Here is a 12,948-nt window from a genome sequence, read left to right on the forward strand (position 1 = left end):
TCACATTTTTTTGTACCGTTCACCGCTCATTGCTGTAGAGCTCCCCGAAGAAGTCTCCCTTGTGCCAGCGCGGTTTTTTATCGTCGTCGCTCACCGCCCGTGCAATCGCATAGTTCACTTCCGCAAACTGCTGCGCCGCAACATAGTTCACCTGCCCGTCGGCCTGGTCAGAAGGCCGGTGATAGCGGGTTTTAAGAAATTGGGTCTGCGCGTTGGTGCCATCGATATTCCTGTCGAGCGCTTCGCGGCCACTGATCAGGTAGATCGCGGGCACGCCCCGGCGCACAAAACTGTAGTGGTCGCTGCGCACGAAAATTACCTGCTCCGGCATCGGGTCCGGACTCAGTTTCAGGCCGGCGCGCTCGACAGCGCGCGCCGCGGTGTCACCCAGACTGGAATGTTCGGCGCCAAACGCGATCACATCCCGGAACGGATACAACAGCATCGGCATATCCAGGTTGATATTCGCTACCATCGCCCGCGGCGGTACCGGCGGGTGCTGGGCGAAATAGTCCGAGCCCAGCAGGCCCTCTTCCTCCGCGGCCACCGCCACAAACAGGATCGAGCGCCGCGGCGCACGGCCGGACTCGACGAACAGACGCGCCACTTCCAGCATCACCGCAATACCCGCAGCGTTGTCCTGGGCGCCGTTGTTGATAACATCGTGGATAACTTCGCGATCGATACCGTCGGCTAGCTGGCCCCCTGCCTGCGGACTTATCCCCACGTGGTCCAGGTGTGCGGAGAAAATCACGTACTCGTGCTTCAGCTTGGGATCACTCCCCGGCAGCAGGCCCACCACATTGGGGCTGACGATGTCCCGGTGCTCGGCACCGCTGCTCAGGGAAGCGGTATACGGTAGCGGAAACCCGGTCGGCACCACACCATTTTCGATCTCGGTAAAAATGGTATCGAGGCTGCGCGACGCCCCCATAAACAGCTGCTTGGCGGCGGGCATACCCAGCAACACCCCCGGGTGCATGCGGGGCTCACCATTGCCGGGTGTGCGGTCCGCGCGCAACCAGTCAAAGCCGGGATCGGCAACATGTTCGGCGGAACGGGCGAAAGGTCGGCGGGCTTCCCGCGCAGGGGTATTCAGGGCAATGTAACCGACTGCACCGTGGCGCACCGCGGTGTCACGCTTGCTGCGCGACGAAGCGTAGTGAGCACCCACTTCACTTGGCAGTCGCTGTGGGCGTCCATCCAGCACCACCACGATTTTGCCGCGAACATCGAGACCCGCGTAATCGTCGAGACCAAACTCTGGCGCCTGGATTCCATAGCCAACGAACACCAGTCCGGCGGACACCGCGGTGTCCTCGGCAATGGTGGGCGGGGAGGCGATAAAGTCCGACCCCAGTTCGAAGGTGATATCACCGTCGCGGCCGTGCAGCATCATGGTCGCCTGATGATTCTGCCAGAGGGCCTCGCGAAACGGCACCGGCTGCAGGTAATCGTCACCGGTTACCGGTTCCAGCCCCAGCGCAGCGAAACGGGAGGCCACATACTCCGCGGCCTCGCGATAGCCACGGCTACCGGTGCGGCGTCCCTGCAGTGCGTCGGCCGCAAGAAATTCGACGTCGCGGCGCATCTTTTCGCCGTCAGCCGCGGGGATCGGCAAACGCCCGTAGCCGCCACTACAGGCGGTCAACAGGGCGCAGAGTGCGCCGGCCAGGGCCAGTTGGGTTATTTTCATCGGCGGGCTCGTCAAAAATTCGGTTCAAGCATCCAGACCTGAAACCTCAGGTGAGATCGGCGACGAGCTTATCACGATCGGTCCCGGGGAAACCGGCAATTGGTGGTGGTCAGGGGCGTGGCGCTGGCAGCAGAAAGCTGCCGGATACGGCCCGCTCTGTGAGTTCATGGGCATTGTCGGCACAGAAGTCACCGTGCGCGGCCAACAGGTGGAAAAACGGCAGATTCAACAGGCGCTGGAAGTCCGCGGCAAGCCAGCGCTGGCTGTTCTCGTCGCCCGGGGTGGCGCGACTGCGCCAGCTTTGCACCACCTGCATACCGCGATGCACGCCGCCAAAGCGCAGCAGCCACTTTCCCGCCCAGCTGCACCCGGTCCAGTCGCGCCAGTATTGCAGCGCGTCACAGGTAAGCAGCAGGCCGCCGGCCTGGGGCACCAGCAGCGCCGCTTCCGGCACCCGGCTGTTACTGAATTCAAACACCCGGCCGCCGCTAACCGGGCAGGTGCCGCCGTCGACCAGAAACTGGTCTGCCGGTGGCACCGGGTAGTGGTTTGAATGCTCCTGGCGCCAGAAGAATACATTGAAGCGATCGCGATAGTAGAGGTCGTCACAGCCGTGGTAGTAACCCAACCGCACCGCCTGACGAACACGCCCGAGGTCGCACAACCGCTCCTCCCCTGCGGGGCAAAGGCGCACCGGATTGACCAGCAACAGGTCTTCACCACTGCGCACTATGCCCATGTTGCGGTTGACCACCACCCCCGGTGCAATCCTGGCGGTCCCGCGTACCACAAAAAAATCCGGCAGTAGCTGGCGGATGCGGCCGTGGGGCTGGGGTGCTGGATATTCGATATGCATGGTGGGCAGGACGCTCCCGGATGGCGATCCCTGCCGTCTGTATCACCGGGATGGACCGGCTTCAGCTGTACTGCAGGCGATTGCTGATACCGTGTAACACCTGCATGGCCAGTTGCGCGTCGCGCTCGCTGACCAGAATATGTTCGTGGCAACGCGCGGATATCACATTGCTGTGAATCCCCGCATCCGCCAGCTCACAAACGATTCTCGCGGTGAACCCGGGCACCAGCAGGCTGGCAGAAACCTGCAGGGTTATCTGGCGAAAGTCGCCCACCCGGGTGAATTGTTCGCGGTCTGCAATCTCCCGCGGCAGCAGCGCACAGATTCCCTCCGGCTCGCGGAAGATACACAGGCAGTCCTGCAGTCGGGCCTGCAGTTGCCTCTCGTCCAGCAGACACATCGCCAGCTGCTCGCGGTTGAGCAGCGGTGTCAGGCACTGCAGAAGCCGATCGATTTTTACCTGTGCGTTCATGAAACCACTCCCGATCGCAGAAAGCCGTGAAACTCGATTCCGGAAACTCAGTTGGCCCGGCGCTTTTTGGGTTTGGCCGCAGCTGCGGAGCGATCTTTCACCCGCGCCTTGGCACTGCCCTTGCGCTGTTTTGGCAACTTGCCTTGAGCGGTACTGCTCGCGGCAGTGCCGGCCCCTTTCGCCGCCGGCCCAAATTCTTCACCTACAAACTCGGGCTCGCCCTCCGCCGGGCTGGTGTCTACCAGCTGCTCGTCCCGTGCCGCTTCCGCATCCCATTTGTCCAGTGCGGTATCGATATCCTTTTCGATGTCCATACGCGGGAACTGCGGGCAGGGCTCGTCCTTTTTCGGGTTGTGCCAGGCGGATAGCGGTGCGAGAAAAACCACCAGGGATTTGTGCAGATAGTTGCGGCCAATACTGGCTTCGGTCCAGGTGGTCTGCCACGCATATTTGCCTTTTACCGCGTAGTCACTTTCGTAGGATTTGAGGGTGAGAAAGTAGGGATACATGCGACCGCCCCGGCACACGATACGGCGTTCGGTCTTTATGTTGGCCATCTGGGTGAATGGGTCGAAATACCAGCGGATATCGTAGCCGTAGGCGAATTGCATTTTGTCGCCGTGCTGCGTGAATGCATAGGAACGCCCGGTACCATCCCGGTTGAGACTCCACACGTGCTGTGCTTCGCCGTCGCGGGAAATCAGCCAGCTACCCACCCACTGGTCGGGTCCCAGGCGGGACTTCACGTGCCAGCCCGGGTACTGCAGATCCGGTTGCCGCTCGCCTGCCGCAGAAGAATCACTATTTTCCGCGTCCGCGCTGTCAGCGGTGCGGTCTTCGCTCTGGGCACCCAGTGCAACGTTTACCATCAGTACCATACAGCCTATGGCCACCAGTAACAGACGATGTGTTCGCACTGGAATAAAGCGTTGCTGGGTCACAGCCGATCTCCGCTTTATTCGTCCCTGAAGAAACTCAGTTACTGCGCCGCCGCTACGCCAATCCTGGCTCCACCAACGACGCCCTACCAAGAGAAGATCCGCACCTGAAGTCACAGGGAAATCTCTCACTGCGGTGGTCGTTGCTCAGTTATCCGCAGAGGCCGTCTGCTGGGATTCTTTGCGTTCCCCCCGGTAAAGGTTGGGGCACTCGGCACCGTGGTTGGGGGTTTGCCAATTTGGCAGGCGGCGCTGGAAAGCCAGAATGCCGCCATTGTGCTGGCGCCAGTGACGACCATCTATCACGTTGAAGTCTAGGGTTACGGGGCTCCAACCAGTAAATTGCGCATACACCATACCGCTGTTGCAGTGCAGGGTACCGCCAGTGCGGATACGCACCGTGTCGCCCTCGATACGCCAGGAAATAGCAAATCCGTGGGTAAGCTGGCCATCCGCCCGAAAACCGTGGGCAAACCCGGTGCCATCGGCCTTGAGCTGCCACACCAGCTGTTCGTCACCCTGCCCTACCACCAGCCAGTTACCGGCCCACCGATGGGCGATCGCCTGATCTGAGGTTTGCTCCTGGGCGGATGCGAGCGCGGGGAGGAGAAAAAATACTGCCAGCACCAGGACGTAGGCCTGCAGCAGGGACAGTAGAACGGGACGGAAGGACAACTGACGCAACAACTTCATGCGGCACACTTCTCTGTTGGATTCTACGACTGGCGGTTATTTGAACCGTCTAATTAAAAGCCTAGTCGTAAATCTCAACAGTGGCAGCGGATGCGACAAAATTCTTTGAAATGGCGCCACGCCACAATACGTGTTAGCGCCTACCGGTCGCTGCGGCCAGCCACATGGCGCTTGCGCAGGCGATACCAGAGCAGCACGCCAAGCCCAAGTGCGACGGCAAACAGCAAACCGGCCCACACATAAATCGCGCGTCCGGCGGTTGGTTGCAATTGCTCCCGGGCGCGCACCACATTGGTCTGCAGGCGCTGGAATTTTTCGATCACTTCGTTGCTGGGGGCCTGATCGAGAATAGCCTGGCGCAATTCGTCCCACTGCTGCTGCAACTGTGCCGCCAGCGCCGGGTTGCGCTGCTGCAGTGCGGCACGGGCGGGAACAAAACCTTCCCGCAGGGCCAGTATCAACTGGTGGTAGGCTCCGGCGTCGTCACCACCCCGATAGGCCGTCTGCGCGGTAAACAGCAAGCCGGCGGCACGCGCCAGAGGGTGCTGCAGGTGGGCGGTATGCTGCGGGTGGGCCCGCCACCACAACAGCGCTTCGCGGGCCTCTTCCGGCAGCATACCGGGACGTACTATGGCCACCCCCGGCAGTCCCACCAGCGCGGGGTATTTCTCTGCAAGCGCAGTATTGGGCGCCACCGCGGGCGCCGAAAACCCGGCCACCAGCACCGCCAGCGCCCAGCGCTCGCGGCTGCTCAGGTCGCCATCCACATCCCGGTCGTGCGCGTCATCTCTGCTGGGCTCCAGGGCATTGTAGAAATCGTAAAGGCTGAAACCGGCCATGCGCGCGGGATCATCCAGCCGGCGTTCCGAGCGCGGCGCCGCGCCCTGCACACCGTGGCACTGGCTGCAGCGGTCCTGGTACAACGCGACGGCGGTCTCTCCGGAGGGCAGTTTTTCCGTCGGTGCCCGCGGCACCTGATAGAGCGCCGCCAGGCGGTCGGCGGCGGTATTGGCGCTGCGACGCACCTGATCCGCATGCCGCTTGTCGCGGATGGCGGCCGCCAGCTCCTGCAGTCGATCAGCCAGTTGCGCCCTGCCCGGCCGCTCTGGCAATTGCTGCAACAGCTCCCCCGCCGTGGCTACGTTGCGCTGTAGCTGGCGATAAAGGCCGGGATCGCGGACCACACCGTCTCTGACCGCATCCGGGTAGTCGCTGGCCACGTAGGAAAGCAGGTTGATGGCCTTGGCGCCAATTTCCCGGTAGTTGTCCGCCTCAGCGCTGGACTGCGCCCACAGAACCGCGGGCCCTGACAACAGCAGAGCGGTGAGCAGGAGGATGATCAGGCGCGGTCTGGACATACGGTGCTGGCGGATTTTTTTGCAATACCCCTGTTTAGCCTAGCAACAGGCTGCGCCAATACCCTTCGACAAACGCCGCAATCCCTGGCGCAGATACAAAAAAACCCCGCAGTTGCGGGGTTTTTTCGAGCGGGACAGAGATCAACCTTTATCCGCGCGCTCTTTTTCGATCAGGAAGTCCACCACCTCCAGCATCAGCTGCTGGCCATTGGACTTGCCCTTCAGCCCCGGCAGAGAGGTGCTGACGCGGTATTTGCCAGCGACCACCATTTCCGGCGTGCCGCTCAGCTTGTATGCGCGCTGCTTGGCCTGCCCCTGCTTGACCTTGCTGTTGATGGCAAAGGAATTCAGCAGCTTGGCCGCTTTTTCGCCATCCGCGCCATTGGCGCTGAACAGCGCAGCAATGGAAGCCTGGTCCGCCTTCCACTCGCTACCGTCGCGATCGGCGAACATTTTGCGCTGCTGGGCAATGGCACCAAAGATGGGATCATGCACCTTGTCCAGCGCACCCAGTGCGTCAGCCACATAGTACATACGCGCATGCACTTCCATTACCGGCTGCCAGATGGCCGGAATTTTTTTCAGGGCCACGTCCGCAGGCATGGTCTTCTGCCACTTTTTGAGCGGCGCCTCGAAATGGTAACAGTGGCCGCAGCCGTACCAGAACAGTTCGGTGACTTCGATCTTGCTGTCATCATCCTGGACTACCGCCTGAGGCAGTACTTCGTAATGTTCGCCAGCTTTGAACGTAGCCGGGGCCTCCTGCGCGCAGGCTGTCAGGCTCAGCAGCAGGGTAAATAGTGCGACGACGGCTCTCATAGGGTTGTACTCCAAACAGTTATTCTGGGTTCCGGTGTCAGAGTAGGTCCCGCCAACTGACGCCAGGCTGAATATAGACCGCGCAAATTATTCAAGTTCCCCGCGCCGGGTGCAACCCGGCGCCACGGTCACAAACGAAAAAGCCGGTCAACGACCGGCTTTTTGTGCGGCAGGGGGTGCCAATTACTCGGTGAGACCCGCTACATAGTTGGCTACGGCCTTGATTTCGGCATCGGACAGCTGCTGGGCGACAGTACGCATTATCCGGGTATCACCGTCGTTGGCGCGGGTGCCGGAGCGGAAGGCCTTGAGCTGCTTCTCCACATACTCCGCGTACTGACCGGAAAGTCTCGGATAGCCCGCAGGTGCGTTACCCTGACCGGTTGGTGAGTGGCAACCCATACAGGCAGGCACGCCCGTCGCGCCATTGCCAGCACGGAAGACCTTGCGTCCCAGCGCCAGGCCATCCACGTTGTCACCGTTGTTCAGCATCACCGAGAAAGCTTCGGAGCCCGCGAGCTGGATGTTCTGCGAGGCGAAATAGGCGGCGATGTCCGCCATGTCCTGATCGCTCATATTGTCGAGCTGGCCGATCATTTCCGGCACCTGGCGAGCACCGCTTTTGATGTCGTGAATCTGTTTGAGCAGGTACTTTTCACCCAACCCGGCAATTTTCGGAAAGGTCGGTGCCGGACTATTGCCATCGGCGCCGTGACAGGCTGCGCAGGCTGCGGCTTTGGCTTGCCCTGCACTGGCATCACCGGCAGCGTGCCCGAACTGGGCAAATGCCACCATCCCCAAAGCCAGAGTGGCTTTCTTTATAATGCTGTTCATACGTCGTCCTGTTGCGCGCTGAAATTTTGCATCCGGTACTCGTTGCTGGCAGCAACCTTACGCCCGGCAGCCATCAGCGACGATAAAACCGCGGCATTATATACTTGCGCGCCATCTGAGTGTACCGGGAAGGATCATGTCTGAACCCAATGTAGAACGAATCAACTTTCGCCGCGCGCAATATCTCGTCAGCGCGCCCACTTTAGCGGAGTGTCCGGAGGATTCCGGCGCTGAAGTGGCTTTTGCCGGGCGCTCCAATGCCGGCAAATCCAGTGCCATTAATGCCCTCACCGACAACGGCAAACTGGCAAGGACGTCCAAGACTCCAGGTCGCACCCAGCTGATCAACTTCTTCAGCCTGGGCGAACAGCAGCGCCTGGTGGACCTGCCCGGCTACGGCTATGCCAAGGTAGCGCGGTCGATGAAGGACGAATGGCAGCGGCACCTGGCGTTTTACCTGGAGCAACGCCGCTGCCTGAAAGGACTGGTGTTGCTGATGGATATTCGCCAGCCACTGAAGGAATTCGACCTGCAAATGCTGAGCTGGGCGGTGACTTCCGGGCTGCCTGCCCATGTACTGCTGACCAAAGCCGATAAGCTGAAGAACGGCCCGGCCAACAATGCCCGTTTTGCGGTGGAAAAAGCGCTCAAGGAGCTGGAATTGGATCGCGGCGTCACCGTCCAGTTGTTTTCTGCCCCCAAGCGCAAGGGGCTGGAAAAACTGGAGCAGCGTCTGAATCAGTGGCTGACACTACCGAGTGAGGGTGAAATGCCCCCTGACGAGATTGCCCCTGAAGAAGATCAGTGACCGCCACTGGTCGCCTCCACGTTGAGGCTGTCGAGCAGAATTCGCCGCAACAGCCGCCGGGTATAGGGGCTCAGCCCCCGCAGTTGCTCGGCGGTCAAATGACGCCCGGCAATCAGGTTGGTCAGGACCTGCTGACTGATCTGAATTTTCACATAGTGGTCTGTGGATGACATGAGTCGACCCGCTGGGTAGATTTTCCAGGCTGACCCGATACTCGACCTGTGCCTGACATATCTTCGGTTAATGTAGCATCGGCACCTTCTGGCTCATGCTACCCGGTTCACTACGGATGACCTGGCCCTGCCAGGTATCCGCCACACTAACCTCGACGCTGTAAAGCATACGAATACAACCGGTAGTGAACTGGTGATTTGCCCTGTCTTCCAGTTCCCGCGCCAGGCGGGAACTCGCCAACACCAGGACATGCTTGGCATGACCAGTCTCCCCCCACTGCCGGTACGCTTCGATAAGCATTCGTGCACCGTCGGTAAAACGCCGCGCGGCCACCGTATAGCCTGGCTCCCTGGCACTCAGCAGAAAATCCGATAGCTCGAACGCACACCCGAGAAGCGGGATAGCCTGCGGATAATCCCCCTCCTCACACAGCAGCGCACCGCGCTCGGTCCATTCAAGCCACGCCTGTTCCGCGCGGCGGATGTCACTCATCAGCCACTGGCGGTGATTAGCACAAAGAAAACGTAAATTCACAGGGACTCCCGAAATCAGCGCAACTGCGCATATGGCAACATTGAACCCATGCTAATGCGAAGAATTATCATTTGCAATTGTAGGCGCATGGTTTCTGATGCCGAAGGTGAATTGCGCCGCCAGAATTCGACTAAACTGAAAATAGGCCGCGGATATCACGATCGGTCGACGTGCTATTCGGAGGCAGATATGAAACAGGGGCACAATTAAAGGCGAATAGAGACGAAAGCCGGGTGCACCAGACAGGAACATCGGGCAAAAAAAAGCCGGCAGATTGCAGCTGCCGGCCAGGGGTCAGTGCCCTTGGGGATGGGCACTTAGGGGAACGTGCCCAGGGGGACGGGCACGCTCTTGGGTTCTCACCCAAATTCCACTGCATCCAATGCGCTTTCCACAGTACAAAGACTAAGCTGAGCCGCGATGGTTCCCCACTTTATTTCGCGGCTTTGGATATCAAAACTGTATCCCACGTCATCCAAACTTGCGGGTAAAAAATTCTATTTCTGAGACTTTATTCCAAACATTCTTACAACCCCCCTTTCGACCGAACAACAAACAACCAATCAGTATGTTTTCCATACGGGCAATACCATTGCTTGCCACATCGCTCGCAGTACAACTCCGATTCGCTAGCGCGCTGTCTGGAAGCAACGCTGGGAAATTTTGGTCAAAAAAAAGCCCCGATGGGGGTATCTCGGGGCGAGGGGCTTCTGACTAAGCTTTGGGGATGATGTTGAAATCCAACGATCTTGTTTAGTTAGAGGGGCCCTTGATTGGGTAGTTCCGTCCGCTGCGAAAATTTTTAAAGTTTTCGCAAATTCTTTGTGAGGCCATACGCAACCGACACGACTCCACACACCGTTGTTTGTGGATCCCGGGGCGAGCCCGGGATGACAATATCAATAAGTCATCACTCAGTGCGCCTCATCCCAGTTAGCCCCCTCCCCCAGTTCGGCAATCAGCGGCACATCCAGTTCTGCCGCGGCCTGCATCAGCTCGGGAATACGCTGCACGACCAGTTCACGCTCATCCGCCGGTACCTCCAGCACCAGTTCATCGTGCACCTGCATGATCAGCCGGGTCTTGAGCCTCTCCGTCCGCAACCAGGCATCCACCGCAATCATCGCACGCTTGATGATGTCTGCCGCAGTACCTTGCATCGGCGCATTGATGGCGGTGCGCTCCGCGGCCTGACGCTGCATGCCGTTGCGGGAATTGATTTCCGGCAGGTACAGGCGACGGCCGAACAGGGTTTCCACATATCCTTTGTCCGCGGCCTGCTTGCGGGTGTTTTCCATATACGCCAGCACACCGGGGTAGCGCTCAAAGTAGCGATCGATATAGGTCTGTGCGTCGGCACGCGGGATATCCAGCTGCTTCGCGAGACCGAAAGCGCTCATGCCGTAAATCAGGCCGAAATTGATCGCCTTGGCGCGGCGGCGTTGCTCGTCGGTGACCTCATCCGCCGCTACATCGAAGACTTCCGCTGCGGTCGCACGGTGAATGTCCGCCCCCTCGGCAAAGGCGTCCAGCAGGCCCTTGTCGCCGGACAGGTGGGCCATGATACGCAGCTCGATCTGGGAATAGTCCGCGGCCACAATGACGCTGCCACCATTGATTCTCGGATCAGCCACAAACGCCTGGCGGATGCGGCGCCCCTCTTCAGTGCGGATCGGAATATTCTGCAGATTCGGGTCGGAGGATGAGAGTCGCCCGGTGGCCGCCACCGCCTGGTGGTAGGAGGTGTGCACCCGGCCTGTGGCCGGATCAATCATCAGCGGCAGTTTATCGGTGTAGGTGTTTTTCAGCTTGGCCATACCCCGGTACTGCATGATCAACGCCGGCAGCTTGTGGGTCAGGGCCAGTTCCTGCAGCACCGGCTCCGCAGTGGAAGGTGCCCCTTTCGGGGTTTTCTTGATCACCGGAATTTGCAGCTTCTCAAACAGAATCGTGCCCAGTTGTTTGGTGGAGCCGAGATTGAATTCCTCCCCCGCCTCGTCGTAGGCCTGCTGCTCCAGCTCGCGCATTTTCAGCTCCAGCTCGCCGGATTGCTTGCCCAGCATGGCCGCGTCGATATAGGCCCCGTTACGCTCGATGCGGGTGAGTACCGGCACCAGTGGCATTTCGATGTCATCGAGGACTTTTTCCAGGCTCGGCTCTTTAGCGAGGCGGCCACTCAGCTCGCGGTGCAGGCGCAGGGTGATGTCGGCATCTTCTGCTGCGTAAGGGCCGGCCTTGTCCAGTTCGATCTGGTTGAAGGTAAGCTGCTTGGCGCCCTTGCCGGCAATATCCTCGAACTTGATCGTGGTTTCGCCGAGATATTTCAGCGCCAAGGTGTCCATATCGTGACGACTCCCGGTGCTGTTCAGCACGTAGGATTCGAGCATGGTGTCCCACGCGATACCACGCAGCTCGATATCGTAGTTGGCCAGGATGTGGCTGTCGTACTTGAGGTTCTGGCCGACCTTTTTACAGCTTTCGTCTTCGAGCAGCGGCTTCAGTTTCGCCAGCGCCTGGTCAAAATCGACCTGTGCCGGTGCGCCCATATAGTCGTGAGCCAGAGGCAGGTAGGCGGCTTCGCCGGCTTCCACCGCAAAACTCACGCCCACCAGTTTGGCCTGCATATAGTTGAGGCTGGTGGTTTCGGTATCGAAAGCGAAGAGGTCGGCTTGTTTTAGTTTATCCAGCCAAAGATCCAGCTCTTTCTCGTCGAGAATAATGCTGTAGTTGCGCTCGACGGTCATGGCCTCGGCGGCAGACTCGGCATCGCCCTCTCGATCACCCTCGCCATCACCTTTCCCGGCCAGCTCTTCCACCCAGCTGCGGAATTCCAGTTCAGTAAATAACTCGCGCAGTTTATCGGTATCCGGAGCACTGTTGACCAAGGTCTGTGGCTGATAGTCCATATCCACGTCGGTCTTGATGGTGGCGAGCACATAGGACATATCTGCCGCGTCTTTGTGCTCTGCCATTTTCTTGGCCAGGGTTTTCGAACCGCGGAAGCCCAGTGGCGCAATCCCATCGAGGTTGGCATAAATCTCTTTCAGGCTGCCCAGCCCCTGCAGTAGCGCCAACGCCGTCTTTTCTCCCACGCCGGGAACACCGGGGATGTTGTCCACCTTGTCGCCCATCAGCGCGAGGAAGTCGATGATCAGTTCAGGACCCACACCGAATTTGTCTTTTACCCCGTCCACATCCATCACCGTGTTGGACATGGTGTTTACCAGGGTCACCCCCGGCCGCACGAGCTGGGCCATGTCCTTGTCGCCAGTGGAGATGATCACTTCCATGCCCTGCTCTGCGCCCTGTAGCGCCAGGGTGCCGATCACGTCGTCCGCTTCCACGCCGTCAATCACCAGACGCGGCAACCCCATGGCATCAATGATGTCGTGGATCGGCTGTATCTGCGCACGCAGATCGTCGGGCATCGGAGGGCGGTGGGATTTGTACTCCTCAAACAGTTCGTCACGGAAGGTTTTGCCCTTGGCGTCAAACACCACGACCACCGGACTATCCGGGTGCTCCTTCAGGTGTTTGCGCAGCATGGAAATAACCCCGCGCACCGCGCCGGTGGGCTGGCCATTACTTGTCGCTAGCGGTGGCAGGGCGTGGAAAGCCCGGTAGAGGTAAGAAGAACCGTCCACAAGGATCAACGGCGCAGAATTGGTCTTGTTGTCACTCATAAAAAATCGGGAGATGTCGGATATGGGGAAATTCGTTTGCAGGGCGACAGGATAACCGCGATCGCATTATTTCGCTCGCAGGC

12 protein-coding genes are annotated in these 12,948 nt (G+C 59.6%); 1 reads left to right on the forward strand and 11 read right to left on the reverse strand.

All coding sequences use genetic code 11. The features are described 5' to 3' along the window. Positions 1–19: 19 nt before the first annotated feature. From PVT68_RS10940 to PVT68_RS10975, 8 genes are all read right to left on the reverse strand, one after another. Positions 20–1,696: a M28 family metallopeptidase gene (locus PVT68_RS10940; RefSeq protein WP_280317979.1), complete on the reverse strand. Its 1,677-nt coding sequence runs from the start codon at positions 1,694–1,696 to the stop codon at positions 20–22. Between the two features lie 109 nt (positions 1,697–1,805). After that, positions 1,806–2,552, reverse strand: coding sequence for a hypothetical protein (locus PVT68_RS10945; RefSeq protein ID WP_280317981.1), 747 nt, complete (start codon positions 2,550–2,552; stop codon positions 1,806–1,808). Between the two features lie 61 nt (positions 2,553–2,613). After that, positions 2,614–3,024: an ACT domain-containing protein gene (locus PVT68_RS10950; RefSeq protein ID WP_280317983.1), complete on the reverse strand. Its 411-nt coding sequence runs from the start codon at positions 3,022–3,024 to the stop codon at positions 2,614–2,616. Positions 3,025–3,071: 47 nt separating this feature from the next. Further along, positions 3,072–3,965 carry a hypothetical protein gene (locus PVT68_RS10955; RefSeq protein ID WP_280317985.1) on the reverse strand — a complete coding sequence of 298 codons (894 nt, stop codon included), beginning with the start codon at positions 3,963–3,965 and terminating at the stop codon, positions 3,072–3,074. 144 nt (positions 3,966–4,109) lie between these two features. Then, positions 4,110–4,655 carry a hypothetical protein gene (locus tag PVT68_RS10960; RefSeq protein WP_280317986.1) on the reverse strand — a complete coding sequence of 182 codons (546 nt, stop codon included), beginning with the start codon at positions 4,653–4,655 and terminating at the stop codon, positions 4,110–4,112. Positions 4,656–4,795: 140 nt separating this feature from the next. Beyond that, the gene (locus PVT68_RS10965; protein WP_280317988.1) at positions 4,796–6,013 is read right to left on the reverse strand and encodes a hypothetical protein; all 1,218 of its coding nucleotides are present in this window, start codon (positions 6,011–6,013) and stop codon (positions 4,796–4,798) included. A gap of 141 nt (positions 6,014–6,154) precedes the next feature. Further along, positions 6,155–6,832 carry a thiol:disulfide interchange protein DsbA/DsbL gene (locus PVT68_RS10970; RefSeq protein ID WP_280317990.1) on the reverse strand — a complete coding sequence of 226 codons (678 nt, stop codon included), beginning with the start codon at positions 6,830–6,832 and terminating at the stop codon, positions 6,155–6,157. 183 nt (positions 6,833–7,015) lie between these two features. After that, positions 7,016–7,666: a c-type cytochrome gene (locus tag PVT68_RS10975; protein WP_280317992.1), complete on the reverse strand. Its 651-nt coding sequence runs from the start codon at positions 7,664–7,666 to the stop codon at positions 7,016–7,018. Between the two features lie 136 nt (positions 7,667–7,802). On the opposite strand from PVT68_RS10975, the gene yihA reads away from it, so the two are divergent. Then, positions 7,803–8,474 carry a ribosome biogenesis GTP-binding protein YihA/YsxC gene (yihA, locus tag PVT68_RS10980; RefSeq protein WP_280317994.1) on the forward strand — a complete coding sequence of 224 codons (672 nt, stop codon included), beginning with the start codon at positions 7,803–7,805 and terminating at the stop codon, positions 8,472–8,474. Here yihA and PVT68_RS10985 read toward each other — a convergent pair. The 3 genes from PVT68_RS10985 to polA form a co-directional block, all read right to left on the reverse strand. Beyond that, complete coding sequence (locus tag PVT68_RS10985; protein ID WP_280317996.1) at positions 8,468–8,647, reverse strand: hypothetical protein; 180 nt, start codon at positions 8,645–8,647, stop codon at positions 8,468–8,470. The genes yihA and PVT68_RS10985 overlap by 7 nt on opposite strands. 67 nt (positions 8,648–8,714) lie before the next feature. Then, on the reverse strand, positions 8,715–9,182 hold the full coding sequence (locus tag PVT68_RS10990; protein WP_280317998.1) for a hypothetical protein: 468 nt from the start codon (positions 9,180–9,182) through the stop codon (positions 8,715–8,717). 914 nt (positions 9,183–10,096) lie between these two features. Beyond that, complete coding sequence (polA, locus tag PVT68_RS10995; RefSeq protein ID WP_280318000.1) at positions 10,097–12,865, reverse strand: DNA polymerase I; 2,769 nt, start codon at positions 12,863–12,865, stop codon at positions 10,097–10,099. Between the last annotated feature and the right edge of the window lie 83 nt (positions 12,866–12,948).

The organism is Microbulbifer bruguierae (assembly GCF_029869925.1).
Lineage (GTDB): Bacteria > Pseudomonadota > Gammaproteobacteria > Pseudomonadales > Cellvibrionaceae > Microbulbifer > Microbulbifer bruguierae.